This window comes from Paludibacterium yongneupense DSM 18731 (assembly GCF_000422925.1).
GTDB classification, from domain to species: Bacteria; Pseudomonadota; Gammaproteobacteria; order Burkholderiales; family Chromobacteriaceae; genus Paludibacterium; species Paludibacterium yongneupense.
The window spans coordinates 26,426-48,012 of the sequence record NZ_KE383960.1 but is presented as its reverse complement, the minus strand read 5'-3'; the positions used below and the strand labels follow the sequence as shown (position 1 = coordinate 48,012).

Here is a 21,587-nt window from a genome sequence, read left to right as displayed (position 1 = left end):
AAGCCTAAGGACATGAAATGAAGAAAATCCGCTTGCTGCACGCTTCGCTCGGAACCCTGCTGGCGCTTGGCGCCATGCAGGCCGAGGCCGCCAAGACCCTGATCTACTGCTCGGAAGGCAGCCCGGAAGGCTTCGACGCCGCACGCTACACCACCGGCATCACCTTCAACGCCGCCGCCAACTCGACGCACAACCGGCTGGTCGAATTCGAACGCGGATCGACCAGACTCGTCCCCGGACTGGCCGAAAAATGGACGGTATCGCCCGACGGACTCAGCTATACCTTTACCCTTCGCAAAGGCGTCAAGTTCCATACCACGGCATATTTCAAGCCCGGGCGCGACTTCAACGCCGACGACGTGGTATTCACTTTCGATCGCATGATCCACAAGGACAATCCGTTCAACAAGGCGCTCAAACCGGAGCCGACCTATCCCTACGCGTCAGACACCGGACTCGACACCGACCTCAAGGCGGTAGAGAAAATAGACGCCCATACCGTCCGTTTCGTCCTCGCCCATCCGGTCGCCACCTTTTTGCCGACCATTGCCATGTCCTTCGCCGCGATTCAGTCGGCCGAATATGCTGACCAGTTGATCAAGAGCGGCCACGCCAACGATTTCAACAATGCGCCGGTCGGCACAGGGCCCTTTCTGTTCAAGCGCTACGACAAGGACTCCCAGATCCGCTACGCCGCATTCGACCAGTACTGGGGCGGTAAACCGGCAATCGACAACCTGATTTTTTCGATCACGGTCGATTCGGCGGTGCGCACGCAAAAGCTCAAGGCCAACGAATGCCAGATCGCCGGACAGCCGAAACCGGAGGAGCTCGACACCCTGCGCCACGCAGCCAATATCAAGATTGCTTCGCAGAACGGGCTCAACATCGGCTATATCGCGCTCAATACCCGCCACAAACCGCTCGACAACCGCGATGTGCGCCGTGCGCTGGATATGGCCGTCGACAAGCAGACGATACTGAAAGCGGTGTATCAGGGGGGAGGCACGCCGGCGGTCAACCCGATTCCCCCCGCGATGTGGTCGTACAACAAACAGGTGCGCGATGCCGGTTACAATCCTGCTGCCGCGCGCGCCCTGCTGGCCCGGGCCGGTTACCCGAACGGCTTCGAGACGACCTTGTGGGCCCTGCCGGTCCAGCGCCCGTACAATCCCGACGGCAAGAAAATGGCTGAACTGATCCAGGCCGACTGGGCCCGCATCGGGGTCAGAGCCAAGATCGTGAGCTACGAGTGGGGCGAGTATAAAAAACGCAGCCGCAACGGCGAAGGCGATGCGGTGAGCTATGGCTGGATCGCCGACTTTGCCGACCCGGACAACTTCCTCTACACACTGCTGTCGTGTGAAGCGCAAGAAGGCGGCAGCAATCTCGCGTTCTGGTGCAACAAAGCCTTCAACAGCGACGTGACCCGCGCACGCCAGACCACGAATACCGCCCTGCGCACCAAGTTGTATCAGGATGCGCAACAGATATTCAAGCGCGAAGTCCCTTGGATCACGATCGCGCACTCGGTGGCCTATGTCCCGATGAACACCCATGTCCAGGGCTTCAAGATCAGTCCGCTCGGCGACATGGTATTCAACGGTGTCAGTCTGAAGTAAGGCCGTGGGTGGGGGGCCGCCCCCCCACCCACGCGCGGGCTTCAGCGCATCGGTCCGCGCCGGCGCCAGTATGAAGCCAGCAACGACCCGGACAGATTGTGCCAGATGGAAAACATTGCGCCGGGCAGTGCCGCCAATGGCGTGAAGTAGGTTTTTCCCAGCGTGGCGGCCAGTCCGGAATTTTGCATGCCGACTTCGATGGCGAGAGTACGGCACACCGACTCGTCAAAACCGAGCAGGCGTCCGCCCCAGTAGCCTCCCAGCAGACCGGTGCCGTTATGCAGAATCACCCCGACGATGACCAGCAAGCCCGCGCTGGCGATATGACGCTGGCTGCCGGCGACCACCATCGCGATCAACACGACCACCGCGCTCATTGAAAACAGCGGCAGCACCCGCTGCAGCCTCCGCACCTGGCGATGACAGAAATGATTGACCAACAGCCCGAGCGCGACCGGCAGGCCCACGATTTCGACGATGCTCAGCAGCATGCCGCCGGCATTGACCACGATGGAAGCATCGACCAGCAGCCGTGTCAGCAACGGCGTGGCCACGATGCCGACCAGAGTCGAAAATGCACAGATCGTCACCGACAGCGCAACATCGCCGCCGGCCAGGTAAATGATGACATTGGAAGCGGTACCGCTGGCGACGCTGCCGACCAGCACCATGCCCGCGGCCAGGTCCGGCGGCATGGACAACAACCGCGCGATGGCCGAGGCGGCGAGCGGCATCACCAGATAGTGCAGGCCGACGCCGGCCAGAATCGGCGCCGGCCGGCCAAGCACCCGGCGGAAGTCGTCCAGCGTCAGGGTGATTCCCATACCGAACATGACCAGAGCCAGCAGCAAGGGCATTCCCGCCGCCAGCGACGTGAACGGGGCCGGGCAGAGATAGGCAATGCCGGACAAGAAAACGGCCCATAAGGGGAACAAGCGCACAATGCGGGAACTCATACTCATTTCTCGTCGATTTCGCAAAGGATGCAGACTACCTTGTATGAGCGCGCCTGCCCATCGCGGCGTCCTCGCCGCAGCGGGGCTTTCAATAGCCGGGAAAGCCGCTTAAAATACCAGCTCGACCGGATTGTTTACGCATCCGCCCCGACAACCCCTGCGCCTCGCCGACAACCGCGATCTCATTCTCCCCACTAGCTAATGAATATAAACTGGAACTCAGGACGGCTGTGGCTTCGCATTTTCGTCTATGGACTCGGGACTCTGCTCGCGATACTTGCCGTGAGCCAGACGCTGATCTTCTGGCAATTCGACGAACCGGCGGTACGCCATGCGTTGACCGACTCCCTCAAGGATACCGGCCGCAAAGTCATCATAGACGGCTCGATCACGCCTCGTATCTTCCCCTCGCCGGGACTGGATGTCGATCGCGTCACCATCACCGAACCCGACGGCAAGACGCCGTTCGCCCACATCGGCCGCCTCGAAGCCCGCCTCGGCTGGATGGCCCTGCTATGGGGCAACCGTCAGGTCAAATCGCTGTCCTTATACAGTTTCGATGCCACGATACAGCGCTCGCAGGACGGCGCGCTTTCTATCGCCGACCTGTTCGCACGCCGGCCGCAGCACGAGTACGGCGTGCGGCTGGATACGCTGCGCCTGCGCGACGGATCGCTGTCCTGGCTGGATCGCAGCAACGGCCAGAAAGCCCGGCTGGACTCGGTCAACCTGGATGCCGACGGTCTGCAAAGCCAGGGCAAGGTCTCGGCCGGCGCGGTACTGGCCGACGACAAGCAGCCTTTGCGGCTGGCGATCAATACACCGCTCACGCTGCAGGATGACCAACTGACGTTCAGCCACCTGGAAGCCGTCGCCATGAGCGATGTAGAGGGGCTCGGGCAGAGCAGGCTGCTGCTGGAAGGGCAGTACCAGCTCAATTTCGCCACGTTCAAAGCCGGCGGCACGAATGCCGCCCTCACCTTCAGCAGCGAAAAGCCCGCCAGCCAGATCAAGCTGACGGTGCCGACCGTCAGCGCCGGGCTAGACGGGCTGGCCGCCCCGCGCGCGCACCTCGCCGGCAACGCCAGTTACGGCCGCAGCGTATATCGGGTCGCGGCCAACCTGGTCGACGTCAAGATACTGCGCGGCCGCATCGATGCGACTCATCTCGATGGCGAACTCAACTGGCTGGTCGGCAAGCATCGCGTCAGGCTGACGCTGTCGGCGCCGTTCTCGCTGGTCGGCATGCGCGACCTGCGCTTGGCACCGTTGACTCTGTCCGCGCAGGCAATCACCCCCTTGCTGCCACGCGGTCAGCTGATATCCACGATGCGTGGATCGCTGGACGGCAATCTCGATGCCGCCCGCCTCAACCTCCACGCGGTCGGCACGCTGGACGGCTCCGATATCGCGGTCAACGTCAGCCAGTTCGGCTTTATCAAACCGCGCCACGAAGCCACGATCGCCGTCGGCCGGCTCGATCTGAACCGCTATCTGCCGGAAGCCAAAGGCGATCCGGTCGCCATTTTCCAGAATCCCGACCCGATCCCGCTGGAATGGCTGGACTTCTTCGATGTCAGCGGAAAATTGACAATAGGCGAGCTCAATGTCGGCCGCTTCCGGGTCAAGGACATCGCCACCAACGTTCTGGCGACGCCGCGCGAACTGGATCTCGATCCGATGTCGGCCAATATCTACTCCGGACGCTTGCAAGGCATGATCCGCCTGCGCCGTGGAGAAAAGGCGCACATCGAAGTCAAACAGACCTTGCGTGGCATGAACATCCGCCCGCTGCTGCTTGACCTGCTCAGCTTCAGCCGGCTCGACGGCAAGGGCAACGGCCAGGTCGCCGTCACCGCAGAAGGCAAATCCTTCGCCGATCTGCGCAATACGCTTTCCGGTGACGTCCAGATGAGTCTGAACAACGGCGCGCTGACCGGGATCGACATGGTGGCCGCGCTGAAAAACCTGCCGGCGGAGTTGAAAGAGTGGAACGCGCCGGCCCAGCCGAACCAGAAAACCACGTTCTCGACCTTGCAGGCCAGTTTCAAACTCGAGAACGGCGTTGGCCGCAATCAGGACCTCAAGCTGGCGTCGCAGTTGATCAACTTCAGCGGCGGCGGCAAGGTCGATCTACGGCAAAGCATCATCGACTACACGCTCGATGTGCAGGCCAATCCGCGTGAATTCACCAGTCTGAAGGGCATCAACGTCCCTCTCAAAATCACCGGCCCGATCAATGCCCCGGTCTACGCACTGGATTTCAATGCCATGGTCAAAGGCAAAAAGACCGAGGGCGAGAAACAGCAAGCCCTGAAGCAGGAACTCAAGAAACAGATCACCACCATCCTGCCCTGAACCGGCCCCGGAGGGGGCCGGTGCTCGCGCAGACTCAGAGTCCGTTGAGCACGCGCTCTTCGGCGCGTGCCAGCTGCTCGGGACTGCCAAGCAAGACCAGTACATCGTCGCGCTGCAATTCAAAGTCGTTGTCCGGCTTGTGACGACGGCTGTGCTGGCGCCGAACGGCCTTCAGCTCCACCCCCAGTGCGGGTAACTCCAGTGCAGCCACGGTCAGCCCTATCGCATGCGCACCTTCGCACAGCCCCAGACTGAACAGGCGCGGCAGAGCCGCATCGTCCTGCCCTTCGACATCGTCGCTGGCACCGCGGAAAAAACCGCGGAACAAATTGTAGCGTTCCTCGCGCACGGTGCGGATACGTCGCAGCACCCGGTTGAGCGGCAAGCCCATTTCCATCAATGCCTGGGTGGCCAGCATCAGACTGCCTTCCATCATTTCCGGCACCACCTCGTCGGCTCCGGCCCGCCTCAATTCGTCGATATCGCTATCGTCGAGCGTACGCACGATCACCGGCAGGTCTGCGCGCATCGCGCGCACGGTATGCATGATGCGGCATGCGGCATGCGTGTCGGCAAAGGCGATGACCATGACCCGGGCCCGCATCACCCCCGCCGCCATCAGGACTTCTTTTTTGCCTGCATCGCCGAAAACCACTGGATCGCCGGCCTCCGCCGCCTCATGCACGCGTTCCGGATCGATATCCAGAGCAAAGAAGGCGATGCCCTCGGTTTCCAGCAGCCGTGCCAGCGCCTGCCCGCTGCGGCCATAACCGCAGATCAGGACGTGATCGCTCTTGCCCATCGTTTCAATCAGCATCGAGTGCAGGTCGAGCGCCTGCAGCATCCAGTCCTGCCGTATTACCCGCCGCGCGATCGCCTCGCCGTGCATGATCAGGAAGGGAGCAAGCAGCATGGATAGCAGAATGGCGGCGATGGCGGCTTGCACCAGATGCTCGGGAATCAAATTCAGACTGCCGGCCAGCGCCAGCAGCACAAAGCCGAATTCACCGCCTTGCGCCAACGCCAAACCGCCGCGCAGGGCATCGGCCGGCCGCTGTCCGACCAGGCGGGCCAGACAGAACACCACCAGCGCCTTGCCGGCGACAAGAAACGACAGCAGCAGCATCACTTCGCCCAGTCCGTCGTACAGCACCGACAACTGCAAGCGCATGCCGACGGTTACGAAGAAGAAGCCGAGCAGAATGTCGCGAAAGGGCTTGATATCGTCCTCGACCTGGTAGCGGTATTCGGTCTCCGAGATCAGCATGCCGGCGACAAAGGCGCCAAGGGCCAGCGACAGGCCCGACAATTCTGTCAGATAGGCCACGCCCAGCGTCACCAACAGCACATTGATCATGAACAGCTCGCCCGAGCGCTGCCGCGCCACGATGCCGAACCAGGGACGGACCAGGCGCTGCCCCACGATCAGCAGCAAGGCGAGCACGCCGATCACTTTGACCACGGCCAGCGCCAGATCGAAGGCCAGTCGGTCGCTGGAACCGGCGAAGGCCGGCAGCAAGATCAGCAAGGGCACGACGGCGATATCCTGAAACAACAACACCCCGATCGCCAATTGCCCATGCGCTTGCGCAAGCTCCAGACGTTCGGTCAGCAAACGGCTGACGATCGCGGTCGAGGACATCGCCAGCGCGCCGCCGACCGCAAAACCGGTCAGGGCGCTGCCACTGGCGAAATGGGCGATCAGCACGACCGGCAACAGGCATAACAACACCTGCCCCAGACCGACGCCGAACACCAGGGTACGCATCGCGCGCAGACGCGGCAGCGAAAACTCCAGCCCGATCGAAAACATCATGAAGACAATGCCGATTTCACCCAGAAACTGGGTTTCCTCTCCCTGGGCAATCAAGTTCAGGGCACCGGGTCCGGCGGCGAAGCCGACAACCAGATAACCGAGAATGGCGGGCACGCGCAGGCTGCGGCACAAGGTTACAGCCAGCACGGCGGCCAGCAAAACAACGACGATCGGAGCAAGAGAATGCATGGGTCCGGGCTTTTCCCTACGAGGCTATTATCTTTAAAGAGGGGTGCGCACAAGCAAAAGTTGCACCAGCCGCCAAGTAAACCGATTATAACCTTGATATACTTCACCCCTATGGAAACACAACTTGACTCGACCCGCCTGGAGCGGGCGCGCGAAGTTCTGAACGTTGAAGCATCGGCCCTGGTTGATCTGGCCCGCCGCCTCAACAGCGCATTCACCTCCGCCGTGAGCGCCATTCTGGCCAGCCCCGGGCGCCTGGTCGTCACCGGCATGGGCAAATCCGGGCACGTCGGCAGCAAAATCGCGGCCACGCTCGCCAGCACCGGCACTCCGTCTTTTTTCATGCATCCGGCGGAAGCCGCGCACGGAGACCTCGGCATGATCATGCCGGGCGACATTCTGCTGGCGCTGTCCAATTCGGGCGAAACCGATGAAGTCCTGGCCCTGTGGCCGGCTCTCAAGCGCAAGGGGGTCACGCTGATTGCGATGACCGGGCGCGCCGAATCGACCATGGCCCGCCTGTCCGACATCCACCTCGACGCCCACGTCGACAAGGAAGCCTGCCCGCTCGGGCTCGCGCCGACCACCAGTACCACGGCGCAGATGGCCCTGGGCGATGCACTGGCGATGACACTGATGGACGCGCGTCATTTCGGCGAGCAGGATTTCGCATTGTCCCACCCGGGCGGCAGCCTCGGCCGTCGCCTGCTGATTCAGGTCGGCGATGTCATGCATTCCGGCGACGACGTGCCGTGCGTGCCCAGCGGCACGTCATTAAAGGACGCCTTGCTGGAGATGACGCAAAAAGGGCTGGGCATGACGGCGGTGACCGATTCCGCAGGCGAGCTCCTCGGGGTGTATACCGATGGCGATTTACGCCGTACGCTGGATAAGACGCTCGATCTCAGCAACATCGTCATCGACCAGGTCATGACGCGCAAACCGCGCACCATCGCCTCCGACCGCATGGCGGCCGAAGCGGTGCAGCGGATGGAAACCCTCAAGATCAACGGCCTCCTGGTTCTGGACGGCGATCGCAAACTGATCGGGGCACTCAATATGCACGACCTGCTCAAGGCGGGTGTGGTTTAAGGAACGGCATGCAAGCAATAAACGAGACGGCCCGCCAGGTCAAACTGCTGATCATGGATGTAGACGGTGTCCTGACCGACGGTCGCATCTATTTCAACGCCGCGGGCGAAGAAATGAAAAGTTTCAACACCCTGGACGGCCAGGGACTGAAAATGCTGCAGTCGACCGGAGTCAAACTGGCCATCATCACCGGCCGCGACGCCCCCTGCGTCGAACACCGCGCGCGTGGTCTGGGAATCGACTACTATTTCGCAGGCATTCACGACAAGCGCGAAGCCTTTGCCGAGCTGCTGGCCAAGACCGGGCTCGACCCCGAGCAATGCGCCTACATCGGCGATGACGTCATCGACCTGCCGGTCATGCTCAAGGTCGGACTGGCCGCCGCCGTTCCGGATGCCCCCAGCCTGGTGCGTCAGCATGCACACTACGTAACCGGCTGCGCCGGCGGCATGGGGGCGGTGCGCGAGCTGTGCGAGCTGATCATGCAATGGCAGGGTAGCTACGATGCGGTGATGGCCCGGTATCTGTCATGATTCGCGGCAACCGTTGGTTTCCCATCGTACTCGTGCTACTGATGGCTATCCTGACCGTCTGGCTCGATCAGGTATCGCGCCTGGGCGACTCCTCGCGCGACCTGAGCCCGAGCAAGCCTGAATTCGTCGCCGACGCGGTCGTCGCCACCCGCTTCGACCTCAACGGCAAGGTGCTGGAACGCATGACGGCAGACAGGATGTGGCAGTACCCGAACCAGCACGACCTGTTTTACGATACCGGCTATCTGCAAAGCTTCCAGGATGGCGCCCTGTTATATACGGTACAGGCCGAAACCGGACGCTATAACACGCGCACCCGGTTGGCCTTCTTCGACAAGCGGGTCAACATGATCAAGGAACCGCTCGCCGGGCAACCGCTGACGACCATGGTCACGACCGCGATGACGCTGGACACCGACAAACGCTACGCCAGCTCGCAGACGCCGGTGACCGTCCATTACGGAAACTCGACCGCAGACGCGGTGGGTTTCAATTACGACAACCGTGCAGGACTATTGCACCTGTTGTCCAAAGCAAGGGTTACTTATGAAAAATGAGCGCCTGTTCTGCCTGGCCATCGCGCTAGGCCTGATTTCCAGCCTGGCTCACGCCGATAAGGCCGACCGCGAGAAACCGATTCAGATCACCGCCAACACGGGTTCGATGGACCAGTTGCGGGGCATCACCGTGTGGGAGGGCGATGTCGTCGTCGTGCAAGGCACCTTGATCGTCCATGCCGACAAAGTCACCGTAACCAAGGATGCGCAAGGCAACCAGACCCTGATCTCCACCGGCCGCGTTGTCACCTTCCGCCAGCGCGCCGACGGCAAGAGCTCGGACGGCAAGGAGCAGTGGATAGACGGCCAGGCCAACCGTGTCGATTACACCAGCATCAACCACACGGCCATCCTGACCGGCAATGCCCGCGTCAAGAAGGGCGAGGACCTGGTCATTGGCGACGTGATCATCTACAACACCGAAACCCAGATTTACCAAAGCCGCGGCGGCGCGCCCAACACCGCCAACAAGGGTCGCGTCACGGCGATCCTGCAGCCGCAGAAGAGTGCATCGGATAGCAGCGGAACCAAACCATGACGGCGAGTGTACTGTCGGTCTCGCGACTGAAAAAACGCTTCAAGAAACGAACCGTGGTCAAGGACGTCTCGCTGTCGATCAACAGTGGCGAAGTCGTGGGTCTGCTCGGTCCCAACGGAGCGGGCAAGACCACCAGCTTCTACATGATCGTAGGATTGATCGGCGTGGACGGCGGCGAGATTCAGCTCGACCGCCAAAACATCACCCACTTTCCGATCCACAAGCGTGCGCGGCTGGGGCTAGGCTATCTTCCGCAGGAAGCATCGATCTTCCGCAAGATGACGGTAGATGAAAACATTCGTGCGATTCTCGAGATCGGCGGCTACAAGGGAGACGCGCTCGAAGACGAACTGTCGCTCCTGCTCGACGACCTCAATATCGCGCATCTACGCGAAAACAACGCCCTGTCGCTCTCGGGCGGCGAACGCCGGCGCGTGGAAATCGCGCGCGTGCTGGCGACGCACCCGCGCTTCATTCTGCTGGACGAGCCGTTCGCCGGCGTAGACCCGATCGCCGTCATCGACATCCAGAAAATCATTTCCTTCCTGAAAGAACGCGGGATCGGGGTCCTGATCACGGACCATAACGTCAGAGAAACCCTGCGCATATGCGACCGGGCCTATATCATCAGCGACGGCTCGGTGCTGGCATCGGGCCAGCCGACCGAGCTGGTGAGCAACGAAAAAGTCCGTCAGGTCTACCTCGGCGAACATTTCCACTTGTAGGAACCCATGAAGCAGTCGTTACAGCTCCGGATCTCTCAGCATCTTACGCTGACACCCCAGTTGCAGCAGTCGATAAAACTGCTGCAATTGTCCACCATCGACCTCCAAACCGAAGTCGAACGGTTTCTGCTGGAAAATCCGCTACTGGAAAAGGGCGACGAAGAAGGCGCCTCCTCCCCGGACGCGACGCCGCAGGAGGAAACTGCCGGTACGAGCGAGGACGGCAAGGACAGCTCGTCTTCGGAAGGCGAACTGACCGATTGGGGCAGCGGGCGCAGTCGCGGCAGCGACGACGACGAGTACGATCCCATGTTCAACGTGCCGGCTCCGCGCACGCTTCGCGAACACCTGCTCGCCCAGTTGGGAGAGGTTGCGATCTGTGACCGTGACGAAGCCATCGTGCACCTGCTGATCGAGGAGCTGGACGAAGACGGCTACCTGCCGCTATCGCTGGAAGAAATCGGCGCCAGCCTGCCGCCCGAGCTAGAAATAGAGCAGGACGAGCTGGCGATCGGGCTGCGCATGCTGCAGCAGTTCGAACCGGTCGGCGTCGGGGCCCGTTCGCTGTCGGAATCCTTGCGCCTGCAGCTGGAACGGCTGCCCGACTCTGAGACGCGCCGTCTGGCAGACATCATCATCGAGCACCACCTGGCCTTGCTCGGCAACCGCGACTATACCCGCCTCAAGCGTCAGCTCGGGGTGGACGACGAAACGTTGCGCCAGGCCCAGCTGCTGATCGCCACGCTCAACCCGCGCCCGGCGAACGGCTTCGGCGCGGACGACACCCACTATATCGTCCCCGACGTCGTCGTCAGGAAACGCAAAGGGCGCTGGGTCGCCGAACTCAACCAGGGAGCGATCCCACGGTTGAGAGTCAATCAGATGTACGCGCGGATGCTGTCCGAAAACCGGGGACAGGGCGGTGAATTGTCGGGCCGACTGCAAGAAGCGCGCTGGTTGGTCAAGAATATCCAGCAGCGATTTGACACCATACTCAAAGTATCAGAAGCTATTGTTGAAAGGCAGCAATCGTTCTTTGAATCCGGTGACGTCGCCATGCGACCGATGATCCTGCGGGACATCGCCGACGAACTCGGCCTGCACGAGTCCACGGTCTCTCGAGTCACCACTCAAAAATATCTTCTGTGCCCCAGCGGCCTCTATGAGCTGAAGTACTTCTTCGGCAGCTCGCTGGAAACCGACAGCGGCGCCGAATGCTCGGCCACCGCCATCAAGGCCCACCTCAGACGCCTGATCGAGTCGGAAGATCGCGGCAAACCCCTGTCGGATAGCGCCCTGGCCGACGAGCTCGGCCGCCAGGGCATTCAAGTTGCCAGACGCACGGTGGCGAAGTATCGTGAAGCTATGCAGATACCGCCCGTGAACATGAGAAAAACACTGTAGTGCGGAGCAGGAATAGCAAGCTTGTCCGGCCGGCCCGACCGGGCAATAACGAAAGAAGGAGTTAGGGTTATGAACATCAAAGTGACTGGTCTCCATCTTGAAATCACTTCTTCGCTGCGGGAATACATCGCAAGCAAACTGGAACGCATCAGTCGCCATGTCGACGAAGTGATCGACGTCTCGGTCACGCTGTCGGTCGACAAACTGATACAGAAAGCAGAGGCGAATGTTCATCTTTCAGGCAAGGATATCCACGTCGAGGCGACAGAATCCGACATGTATGCCGCGATCGATCTGCTGATGGACAAACTCGACCGGCAAGTTCTCAAATTCAAGGAGAAACAGTCCACCCATCGTGGTGCACAGCCTGAAGCGACGCTCTGACACGTTGTATATAATCACGGGAACCCGAGGGTTCCCGTTTTTCTTTGCGCTTCCCCCTTTTTCCGGACCGGCAAGGCAACGTAGAATTGGCCGGTTACACTTTCAAGGCCTTACCCGAATCCTATGAGCCTGATCGGCAAAATACTCACCCGTGACCTGATCCTGATCGATCTGGACGTCGCCAGCAAAAAGCGCGTCTTCGAACAGGTGGGCCTGCTGATTGAAAATACGCGCGGCATCGCCCGCAGCGAAGTCTTCGACTGCCTGTTCGCGCGAGAGAAACTCGGGTCGACCGGCCTGGGTCAAGGCGTCGCGATTCCGCACGGACGGGCCCGGGGCCTGAAAGAAGCGGCGGCGGTCTATATCCGTCTCAAACAACCGATTCCATTCGACGCGCCGGACAACAAGCCCGTGCAAAGCCTGTTCGTGCTGCTGGTCCCCGAACAAGCGACCGACCTGCACCTGCAAGTCCTGTCCGAGCTTGCGCAGCTGTTCTCCAGCCGCCAGCTGCGCGAAGACCTGATCTCCGCCCCCGACGCCGACGCCATCTACCGCCTGCTGACTCAATGGTCCACCGATGCCTAGCATAACCGTCCGCAAGCTCTACCAGGAAAACCACCAGAAGCTGAACCTGTCCTGGGTCACCGGCACCGCCGGCGCCGACAACGTCATCGGAATCGACGAACAACGCCCCACGCTCGCCCTGGTCGGCCACCTCAACTTCATCCACCCGAACCGGGTGCAAGTGCTAGGCCTGGCTGAAGTCGACTATCTGGAACGGCTGGAGCAGTCGGCCGCCAGAACGGCGCTCGACCAGTTGTTCCACAAGAGCATGTCGGTGGTCGTGGTTGCGAACGGGCAGCCGGTGTCCAAGCTGCTGCGCGATTATTGCCATACGCGCAACGTCCCGCTGATGACCACGCCGCTGGAAAGCCCCTACCTGATGGATGTGCTGCGCATCTACCTGGCGCGCGCGCTGGCGGTGTCGACGGTGCTGCACGGGGTTTTCCTCGACGTACTCGAAATCGGCGTCCTGATCATGGGCGACTCGGCGATGGGCAAAAGCGAGCTCGCGCTCGACCTGATTTCCCGCGGCCACGGCATGGTCGCCGACGACGCGGTCGAACTCTACCGCATCGGACCGGAAATGCTGGAAGGGCGCTGCCCGCCGCTGCTGCGCGACTTCCTAGAGGTGCGCGGCCTAGGCATCCTGAACATCCGTACCATTTTTGGCGAAACCGCGGTGCGGCCGCGCAAGGTACTGAAGCTGATCATCCATCTGGTCAAGGCCAACGACCAGGCGATGCAGGCACTCGATCGCCTCAACATCCAGTCCGAGACCCAGGACATTCTGGGCGTGACCGTGCGCAAGGTGGTGCTGCCGGTCGCGGCCGGGCGCAACCTGGCAGTCCTTGTCGAGGCGGCAGTACGCAACTACATCCTGCAACTGCGCGGCATAGACAGTACGCGCGAATTTATCGAGAGACACACCAATTTCCTCAGAGAGCAGGAACATGCAGCTGATACTGATTAGCGGCCTGTCCGGGTCGGGCAAATCGGTCGCCTTGAAGGCGCTGGAAGACGGCGGTTTCTACTGCGTCGACAACCTTCCCGCCACCATGCTGTGCGAAGCGGCGTCGCTGTACACCGATTATGGCTATGATCGCATCGGCATCAGTGTCGACGTCCGCTCCAGCCCCTCGCTCGGCGCGCTGCCCGAAGAAATGGCCCGCCTGCGCGCGAAGGGGGTCGATGTCCGCCTGTTATTCCTCGAATCCAAGGATGAAACGCTGGTCAAGCGCTTTTCCGAAACGCGTCGCCGCCACCCGCTCTCCAACCCGGGGCTGACGGTGCAGGAATGCATACGCATCGAAAGAGAAATGCTCGGGCTCATCCAGGAGCTCGGCACCCGCATCGACACCAGCGACCTTTCCGCCAATGCGCTGCGCACTGCGATCCGCGAGCTGGTCGATGCCGATGGCAGCCGCCTGACGCTGGTACTGCAGTCTTTCGGTTTCAAGAACGGCGTGCCGCTGGACGCGGATTTCGTGTTTGACGTGCGCTGCCTGCCCAACCCGTTCTACGAAGCCGCCCTGCGGCCGCTGACCGGACTCGACCAGCCCGTGATCGATTTTTTCAAGGGTGAAGCGCTGGTCGGCGAGATGGTCGCCGACATCGGCCAGCTGATCGCACGCTGGTTGCCGCATTTCTCGCGCGAGAACCGCAGCTACCTCACGATCGCGATCGGCTGCACCGGCGGCCAACATCGCTCGGTGTACATTTCCGAGCAACTGGCGGCCGCTTTCCGCGGACAGCAGGTACTGATTCGGCACCGCCAGCTGTCGCACGACTGAATTGCCTCCGGCCGCCACCGCGGCCGATACCGGACCCTGCCATGCACCCCTCTACCGTTACCGTCGCCCTGACCGGCGCCTCCGGCATGCCCTATGGCCTGCGTCTGATAGAATGTCTGCTCGGCGCGGGCGTCCGGGTCTGGGTGCTCTATTCCCAGGCGGCGCAGATCGTCGCCCGCCAGGAAATGCAGCTGACCCTGCCTTCGCGTCCCGCCGAGTTCAAGGCCTGGTTGCTGCAACGCAACCCGGCCGCGGCCGACCGCCTCGACGTCTTCGGGCGCGACGAGTGGTTCGCCCCGGTGGCATCGGGCTCGAATCCCGCCGATGCCATGGTGGTTTGTCCGTGTTCGATGGGAACGCTGGCGGCGATAGCGCAAGGCATGTCGGACAATCTGATCGAACGTGCCGCCGACGTCATGTTGAAAGAAAGGCGTAATCTGGTGCTGGTGCCGCGCGAGACCCCCCTGTCGGTGATCCACCTCGAAAACATGCTGCGCCTCGCGCGGCTGGGCGTCGTGATACTGCCCCCGGTGCCCGCTTTTTACACGCATCCGACCAGCATCGATGACATGGTCGATTTTGTCGTTTCGCGCGTACTCGATCAACTTGGCATCGCCAATACGCTGATCCCGCGCTGGGGAGAGCAGGATGGAACGCATGGCATCGCTTGACCGCATTCTGGACATCGAAGCTCTGCGCAGGCTGGAGAGCCGCGCCGAAGAAGCGGGGGTCGACCTGATGGCGCGTGCCGCATGCGCCGCCGCCGACTGGATAACATCGCGCTATCCGCGCCCGGCCCGCCTCCTGATCGCGGCCGGGGTCGGCAATAATGGAGGCGACGCACTGATGGCCGCCCTGCTGCTGCACGAGCGCGGCTACCGGCCGGATATCCTGGTGCCGGCGACACCCGCCAGCCCAGCCACGCAGCGAGCGCTGACGGCGCTGCGCGCGGCTGGCGTAGAGCCCGTTCACGGGCTTGGCGCGGCGCAGTACGACCTGATCGTCGACGGCCTGTTCGGCATCGGGCTGAGCCGCCCCCCGGACGCTCCCTGGTCGGAGCTGATCGCGGCGCTCAACGCGAGCGCCGCCCCCATCCTCGCGCTGGATGTGCCTTCCGGCCTCGACGCCTGGACCGGCAATGCCGGTGGCGCCTGCATCGAGGCGCGATACACGCTGACATTCCTGTGCCACAAGCCCGGTCTGTTCGGCGCGAGCGGCGCCGATCTGGCGGGCGAGATCGAGCTGGCGGCTCTCGACTGCCCGCCGGACTGGCTCGAAGCCGGACGCGGGGAAGTCAACCGTCCCGACGCCAGCCCCTTGCGCCGGCGGCGCGACAGCCACAAAGGCAGCAACGGCAGTATCGGTATCGTCGGCGGGGCGTGCGGCATGCTGGGCGCCGCGCTGCTGGCCGGACGCGCGGCACTGGCCTGCGGCGCAGGCAAGGTCTGGATCGCCGCGCTCGACCCCGCGTTAGCCGTGGATACCCGTGCACCCGAGCTGATGCTGCTGCCGCGCGCACACCTTCCCGCAGCGGATATTCTGGCGGTAGGCCCCGGTCTCGGCACCAGCCCGCAAGCGTCGGCGCTGCTGGGCGAGGCGCTGGCCGACTCACGCCCGCTGGTACTCGACGCAGATGCTCTCAATCTGGTCGCCGCCGACCATGCGCTGGCCGATGCGCTGAGCAGGCGCAGCGGGCCCAGCATTCTGACGCCGCACCCGGCCGAAGCCGCCCGCCTTTTGGCCTGTCCCTCCAGCGCCGTGCAGGCTGACCGCATCGCGGCGGCGACGACGCTTGCCGAGCGCTTCGCCTGCATCGTCGTACTGAAAGGCGCGGGCAGCCTTATCGCCGCCCCCGATGGCCGCTATCGCATCAATCCGACCGGCGGCCCTGCCCTGGCGGCGGCGGGCCAGGGCGACGTGCTGTGCGGCATTGCCGCCGCCCTGCTCGCACAGGGCATGGACGCTTGGTCTGCCGCCTGCCTGTCCGTTTTCGTCCACGGTCTGGCCGGAGACGACTTCCAGCGCGAGCAAGGCGGCGCTATCGGCTTGACCGCGTCGGAAACCGCGCAACGCGCACGCCACCAGCTCAACCGGCTGGTCGGACAAACCCTCTTCGATAAACTTGTCGGCCTCACCGCCCGCACGCCACAATCCCCATGAAGTCACAAACGCGAGCCTATGCCTGCGGCCTGGCCGCCGTGCTGGCCTGGTCCACCGTCGCCACCGCCTTCAAGATCAGCCTGTCGCACATGGCGCCGGCGCAATTGGTTCTGTATGCGAGCCTCGCCTCGTCGCTGGCTCTGCTTTCCATCCTCGCGGCCCAGCGCCGCCTGCCACTCCTTATCGCTACCGCACGGCGCTACTGGCTGCGCTCGCTGCTCTATGGCGCCATCAACCCTTTTCTCTACTACCTGATCCTGTTTCAGGCGTATACGCTGCTGCCCGCACAGGAAGCCCAGGCGATCAATTACACTTGGGCGCTGACAATGACTTTTTTGTCGGTGCCGCTGCTGCGCCAGCGGCTCAGCCCGCGCGATGCGCTGGCCGCCCTCATCTGCTACTTCGGCGTGCTCGTGATCGGCACCCACGGCGCACCGCTATCGCTCGAGTTTTCCAGCCCCGGCGGCGTGGCCTATGCGCTGTGCTCCACTCTGCTCTGGGCCGGTTACTGGATCTTCAATACCCGCGACACGCGCGAACCCGTCATCGGCCTCACCCTTAATTTCCTGTTTTCGCTACCCTTGATCATCGCCTACTGCGCAATGGGCGGAATGTTGCGCCCGGTCGCCTGGCAGGGGCTGCTGGGAGCCGGCTACGTCGGCGCAGTCGAGATGGGGTACACTTTCGTGCTATGGTTGACGGCGATGAAGCTCAGCAGCAGCACTGCCCGCATCGCCAGCCTGATCTATCTGTCACCGCTGCTCTCACTGGTACTGATCCATCTGGTGGTGGGCGAAGCATTGCGTATGTCGACGCTGGCCGGGCTGACCCTGATACTGGGCGGACTCGTTCTGCAAAAATTGCCATGGCCGCGTGCGGGCAATCGGGCATGAGTCTTTCCCGGGCATCGCTTGACGCAGATCGTATGGAACGTAATACCTGTTTTGCTTTTTAGTGCGCACTTTCTTACCATTAGAAGGAAGCCCAGGGAGCCTTCCAACCCGATGAAAAGCATTAAAGCGAAACTGACCGTCTGGTTGATCGTGGGTGTGACCTTCATCGTAGGCCTCACCGGCCTGTTCTCGTTCAATAACAGCAAAGCTCAGGAAGAAGCCGACTATCTCGCCTTGCGCAACGCGCTCAGCGAGCGCCTGTCGCTGTCGCTGCCCAACGGGGTCTGGCAACTCGACGACCAGTACATCCGCCTGACGCTGGATGCCGAACTCGGCTGGAGTTCGATCAACGCCATTCGCATCCGCGGCGACGCCGGCCTCAATACCGGCCGCATCCGCGACGAGCACGGCTTGCGCGACATGACTCCATCCGAAGAGCCGCCGAGCGACGACATCCTGACTCTGCCCATCGTTTATCAGGGCCGCGAAAAACTGGGCAAGGTCACGGTCTATCTGTCGCGCCAGGAACTCGAGTCCAAGCTGCGGCGGCGCCTGTTCGAAATCATCGGGCTGATCGTGGCGCTCGACTCCTTGCTGCTGATTCTGCTAAGCCAGGCCCTGCGCCGTTTCGTATTCAAGCCGCTGGCCAAATTGCAGCAGGCTCTGGACTGGGCGGCGAGCAGCAAGGATGTCAGCACCGCAGACTTCGTCACCGAGTACGACAATGAATTCGGCAGCGTACTGAAAAGTTTCAACCGTATTCTGGGCCGCATCACGGCCGACCTGGCCATGCGCACGGCCGCAGAAACCTCGGCGCGTCTGGAACAGGAAAAAGCAGAGGAAGCGTACAGCCGCCTGCTGCTGACACAGAAGAGCCTGGTCGAATCGGAGAAATTTGCGTCGCTCGGCGGCCTGGTCGCTGGCGTCGCCCACGAAATCAACACCCCGGTCGGAGTCACACTGACGACCGCCTCGCATCTGGCTGCGGAAACCCAGCACCTGAGCCGCGACCTCGAGATGGGTTCCATCAAGAAAAGCGACTTCCAGAGCTATCTGCAGACGGCGCGTGAATGCTGCGAGCTGATACTGTCGAACTCCGAACGTGCCGCCAATCTGATCCACAGTTTCAAGCAGGTGGCTGTCGACCAGACGAGCGAAGCCCGGCGCGATTTCCAGCTGCAGGATTATTTGCAGGAAATCATCACCAGCCTGCGTCCCAAATTCAAGCGTTCGCCAGTCAAAGTGGTGGTGGAATGCGAGTCCGACCTATTGATGGACAGCTACCCCGGCGCGCTATCGCAGGTCGTGACCAATTTGCTGGTCAACGCCTTGATGCACGCCTACTCCGAGGGGCAGGCGGGCGAGATACGCATCGAAGCTCACCGCTGCGAACCTAACGGAATACGGCTCACCGTCCATGACGACGGCAATGGGATCCCGGCCGAGAATCTGCCCAAAATTTTCCAGCCGTTCTTCACCACCAAACGCGGCAGCGGCGGCAGCGGTCTCGGCCTGCACATCGTGTACAACATTGTCCGCCAGCGCCTGGGGGGGAGTATCTTGGTATCGAGCCGCCCGGGAGAGGGCACGACCTTTCAGATAGACATGCCTAGCGCAGCACCGGCAGCTGCCAAAGAGGGGGTTCAATGAATAGCGCGGACAAGGACCAACACGACCTCGACTGGCTGGTCGACGATAGCGAGGCGCAAGCCGCAACCAGTCTCGGACCGACGCGGCGACCGTGGAAAATCCTCATCGTCGACGACGAGCCTGATGTCCATACCGCTACCCGGCTGGCGATCAAGGACGTGCACTTCAAGGATAAATCGCTGGAATTGCTGAATGCGTATTCGGCTCAGCAAGGTTTCGACATCATGGCGGCACAGCCCGACGTCGCGCTGATCCTGCTCGACGTCGTCATGGAAGCCGACGATGCGGGCTTGAAGCTGGTACATCGCATCCGCAACGAACTTCGCAACCAGACGACCCGCATCGTGCTGCGCACCGGACAACCCGGACAGGCGCCGGAACAACAGGTCATCCTCGAATACGATATCAACGACTACAAGACCAAGACCGAGCTGACCGTCCAGAAGTTGTTCACGACGCTGATCGCGTCGCTGCGAGCATACGAAAACATCCTCAGCATCGAAAAGAACCGGCAGGGTCTGGCCAAGATACTGGAGGGTGCAGCCGACCTCTACAAACTGCATTCGCTGAAAGAATTCGCCTCGGGCGTGCTCAAGCAGATCAGCGCGATTCTCGACGTCGGCATGGATGGCATCCTGTGCCTGGAAAACAGCGGCACCAACAATAACGGGCGCCCTTCGCTCGAAGTCATCGCGGCGACCGGGGCCTACGAAGGGCTGAGCAACGACAACGACTTCAGCGAGTTCCAGCTGCTATTCCAGGCCATTTGCGACGCCTTGCGCGACAAGCGCAGCGTCTACCAGCACCCGTATGACGTTCTGTATATCCAGTCCCAGAACGGGCGCGAATTCGTCGTCCACTTCAGCCCGCCCTGGCCGCTGGACGACATCGAACGCAAACTGCTGGAAGTATTCTGCCAGCGCATTTCGGCAGCCTACGACAACCTCTATCTTTACAGCCAGTTCCGCAATGCCCAGGAAGCGACCGTCATGGCACTGGCCGATCTGGCCGAATTCCGCGACTCGGACACGGGCGAGCATGTACGGCGGGTACAGTTGCTGGTCGATGCCATCGCCGGCGAATTACGCCGCCGCCATCGCTACCCCGAACTACTGACGGCCGAATTCATGGAAACGGTGGGCATGGCCAGCATCCTGCATGATGTCGGTAAAGTCGCGACACCCGACCACATCCTGTTCAAGCCGGGTCGACTCGACCCCGAAGAGCGGCAGATCATGGAGCAGCATGCGACGATAGGCGCCAACATTCTGCTCAAGGCGAGCCAGAAAGTCGACGGCACCAGCTATCTGTCCCTGGGCGCCGAAATCGCCGGCGCTCACCATGAACATTACGATGGCAACGGCTACCCGCAGCGATGCGCGGGTGACGCCATCCCCTTGTCGGCGCGCATTGTCGCCGTGGTCGATGTATTCGATGCCTTGCTGAACCGCCGGCCGTACAAGGAGCCGTGGCCACTGGAGACGACACTGGACTATCTGCGTACGCGCGCGGGCAAGCAATTCGACCCGCATGTGGTCGAAGCCCTGATGACCCTGATCGCGGAGGACCGCTTGCCGTTCAAACTGCGGGACTGAAGACCAGACGGCAACGCTCGCGCGCTGCCCTCGCCTTTTTCACGCCACGTAGAGCAGCACGCTGACGAACTGGCACAGACTGCCGCCGAGCACGAACATATGCCATATGCCGTGGCCATGACGGATTTTTTCGTCGTTGATGAACCAGTAAATGCCAACGCTGTATAACACACCGCCGAGCGCGAGCCAGAACAGCCCTCCGGCGGACAATGCCCGCACCAGCGGCACGATCGCCACCAGCACCAGCCATCCCATCAGCACGTACAGGATCATGGACAGTATGCGGGTACGCCGTCCGAGCGTCAGCTCCTGCACGATACCGAACAGGGCGAGCCCCCAGCTCAGCCCGAACAGGGTCCAGCCCCAGGCGCCGCGCAAGGTCACCAATGCGAAGGGCGTATAGCTGCCGGCGATAAGCAGATAGATGGCCGAATGGTCGCACTTTTGCAAAATGGCCTTGGCGCGACCCTTGACGCTGTGATACAGCGTCGAAACCAGGTAAAGAATGACCAGCGTCGTACCGTACAGGCTGAAGCTGACCACTTTCCACGGGTCGTGCTGCAGGCCCGCGATCGTGACGAGGACAGCGAGTCCGGCGATGGCCAGTACCGTGCCGATCAGATGTGAGATACCGTTGAAGCGCTCGCCGAGATACATCCTTGATTCTCCACACGGACACAGACAGTTAACGAAGATGGGCGCTTTCGCCGCATTTATCAAGACAGGGTAAAAGCGGAAAGGTTGCGTCGCGGCGGAGGGAG

General features: G+C 61.9%; 20 protein-coding genes. 17 read left to right on the top strand and 3 right to left on the bottom strand.

Features of this window, described 5'->3' with window-relative positions:
* The first annotated feature begins 17 nt into the window (after positions 1 to 17).
* Entirely contained in the window at positions 18 to 1,622 is a 1,605-nt protein-coding gene (locus G520_RS0118945; RefSeq protein WP_028537031.1) for an ABC transporter substrate-binding protein, read from the top strand.
* A 41-nt stretch (positions 1,623 to 1,663) separates the two neighbouring features.
* Here the strand turns inward: G520_RS0118945 and panS are convergent, their stop codons facing one another.
* Complete coding sequence (gene panS, locus G520_RS0118940) at positions 1,664 to 2,578, bottom strand: ketopantoate/pantoate/pantothenate transporter PanS (RefSeq protein ID WP_028537030.1); 915 nt, start codon at positions 2,576 to 2,578, stop codon at positions 1,664 to 1,666.
* Positions 2,579 to 2,779: 201 nt separating this feature from the next.
* Here panS and G520_RS0118935 point away from each other — a divergent pair, with 201 nt between their 5' ends.
* Positions 2,780 to 4,936: an AsmA family protein gene (locus G520_RS0118935; RefSeq protein WP_281424470.1), complete on the top strand. Its 2,157-nt coding sequence runs from the start codon at positions 2,780 to 2,782 to the stop codon at positions 4,934 to 4,936.
* Positions 4,937 to 4,970: 34 nt separating this feature from the next.
* Here the strand turns inward: G520_RS0118935 and G520_RS0118930 are convergent, their stop codons facing one another.
* On the bottom strand, positions 4,971 to 6,941 hold the full coding sequence (locus G520_RS0118930; protein ID WP_028537028.1) for a monovalent cation:proton antiporter family protein: 1,971 nt from the start codon (positions 6,939 to 6,941) through the stop codon (positions 4,971 to 4,973).
* A gap of 111 nt (positions 6,942 to 7,052) precedes the next feature.
* Between G520_RS0118930 and G520_RS0118925 the strand changes: the two genes are divergently transcribed.
* The 15 genes from G520_RS0118925 to G520_RS0118855 all read left to right on the top strand — a co-directional run bounded on the left by G520_RS0118925 (position 7,053) and on the right by G520_RS0118855 (position 20,826).
* Positions 7,053 to 8,033, top strand: a complete 981-nt coding sequence (locus G520_RS0118925) for a KpsF/GutQ family sugar-phosphate isomerase (RefSeq protein WP_028537027.1) — start codon at positions 7,053 to 7,055, stop codon at positions 8,031 to 8,033.
* 8 nt (positions 8,034 to 8,041) lie between these two features.
* Positions 8,042 to 8,566, top strand: coding sequence for a KdsC family phosphatase (locus G520_RS0118920; RefSeq protein ID WP_028537026.1), 525 nt, complete (start codon positions 8,042 to 8,044; stop codon positions 8,564 to 8,566).
* Positions 8,563 to 9,123, top strand: coding sequence for an LPS export ABC transporter periplasmic protein LptC (gene lptC / locus G520_RS0118915; protein WP_028537025.1), 561 nt, complete (start codon positions 8,563 to 8,565; stop codon positions 9,121 to 9,123). The genes G520_RS0118920 and lptC overlap by 4 nt, the downstream gene beginning before the upstream one ends.
* Positions 9,113 to 9,661 (top strand): lipopolysaccharide transport periplasmic protein LptA, encoded by a 549-nt coding sequence (gene lptA / locus G520_RS0118910; RefSeq protein ID WP_028537024.1) that lies wholly within the window; start codon positions 9,113 to 9,115, stop codon positions 9,659 to 9,661. Before lptC ends, lptA begins: the two co-directional genes overlap by 11 nt.
* Entirely contained in the window at positions 9,658 to 10,386 is a 729-nt protein-coding gene (lptB, locus tag G520_RS0118905) for an LPS export ABC transporter ATP-binding protein (protein ID WP_028537023.1), read from the top strand. Before lptA ends, lptB begins: the two co-directional genes overlap by 4 nt.
* Positions 10,387 to 10,392: 6 nt before the next feature.
* Positions 10,393 to 11,790 carry an RNA polymerase factor sigma-54 gene (locus G520_RS0118900; RefSeq protein ID WP_028537022.1) on the top strand — a complete coding sequence of 466 codons (1,398 nt, stop codon included), beginning with the start codon at positions 10,393 to 10,395 and terminating at the stop codon, positions 11,788 to 11,790.
* Between the two features lie 69 nt (positions 11,791 to 11,859).
* Positions 11,860 to 12,174: a ribosome hibernation-promoting factor, HPF/YfiA family gene (gene hpf, locus G520_RS0118895; RefSeq protein ID WP_028537021.1), complete on the top strand. Its 315-nt coding sequence runs from the start codon at positions 11,860 to 11,862 to the stop codon at positions 12,172 to 12,174.
* 123 nt (positions 12,175 to 12,297) lie between these two features.
* The gene (gene ptsN / locus G520_RS0118890) at positions 12,298 to 12,759 is read left to right on the top strand and encodes a PTS IIA-like nitrogen regulatory protein PtsN (protein ID WP_028537020.1); all 462 of its coding nucleotides are present in this window, start codon (positions 12,298 to 12,300) and stop codon (positions 12,757 to 12,759) included.
* Entirely contained in the window at positions 12,752 to 13,708 is a 957-nt protein-coding gene (hprK, locus tag G520_RS0118885) for an HPr(Ser) kinase/phosphatase (RefSeq protein WP_028537019.1), read from the top strand. The genes ptsN and hprK overlap by 8 nt, the downstream gene beginning before the upstream one ends.
* Positions 13,689 to 14,528 carry an RNase adapter RapZ gene (rapZ, locus tag G520_RS0118880; RefSeq protein WP_028537018.1) on the top strand — a complete coding sequence of 280 codons (840 nt, stop codon included), beginning with the start codon at positions 13,689 to 13,691 and terminating at the stop codon, positions 14,526 to 14,528. The genes hprK and rapZ overlap by 20 nt, the downstream gene beginning before the upstream one ends.
* A gap of 41 nt (positions 14,529 to 14,569) precedes the next feature.
* Positions 14,570 to 15,199 carry a flavin prenyltransferase UbiX gene (locus G520_RS0118875; RefSeq protein ID WP_028537017.1) on the top strand — a complete coding sequence of 210 codons (630 nt, stop codon included), beginning with the start codon at positions 14,570 to 14,572 and terminating at the stop codon, positions 15,197 to 15,199.
* Positions 15,186 to 16,688 carry an NAD(P)H-hydrate dehydratase gene (locus G520_RS23460; protein WP_084637710.1) on the top strand — a complete coding sequence of 501 codons (1,503 nt, stop codon included), beginning with the start codon at positions 15,186 to 15,188 and terminating at the stop codon, positions 16,686 to 16,688. The genes G520_RS0118875 and G520_RS23460 overlap by 14 nt, the downstream gene beginning before the upstream one ends.
* On the top strand, positions 16,685 to 17,581 hold the full coding sequence (locus tag G520_RS0118865; RefSeq protein WP_028537016.1) for a DMT family transporter: 897 nt from the start codon (positions 16,685 to 16,687) through the stop codon (positions 17,579 to 17,581). The genes G520_RS23460 and G520_RS0118865 overlap by 4 nt, the downstream gene beginning before the upstream one ends.
* 111 nt (positions 17,582 to 17,692) lie before the next feature.
* Positions 17,693 to 19,231 (top strand): sensor histidine kinase, encoded by a 1,539-nt coding sequence (locus G520_RS0118860; RefSeq protein ID WP_028537015.1) that lies wholly within the window; start codon positions 17,693 to 17,695, stop codon positions 19,229 to 19,231.
* The gene (locus G520_RS0118855; protein ID WP_028537014.1) at positions 19,228 to 20,826 is read left to right on the top strand and encodes a DUF3369 domain-containing protein; all 1,599 of its coding nucleotides are present in this window, start codon (positions 19,228 to 19,230) and stop codon (positions 20,824 to 20,826) included. The genes G520_RS0118860 and G520_RS0118855 overlap by 4 nt, the downstream gene beginning before the upstream one ends.
* A 39-nt stretch (positions 20,827 to 20,865) precedes the next feature.
* Here G520_RS0118855 and trhA read toward each other — a convergent pair whose 3' ends face one another.
* Positions 20,866 to 21,483 carry a PAQR family membrane homeostasis protein TrhA gene (gene trhA, locus G520_RS0118850; RefSeq protein ID WP_028537013.1) on the bottom strand — a complete coding sequence of 206 codons (618 nt, stop codon included), beginning with the start codon at positions 21,481 to 21,483 and terminating at the stop codon, positions 20,866 to 20,868.
* Positions 21,484 to 21,587: the final 104 nt, after the last annotated feature.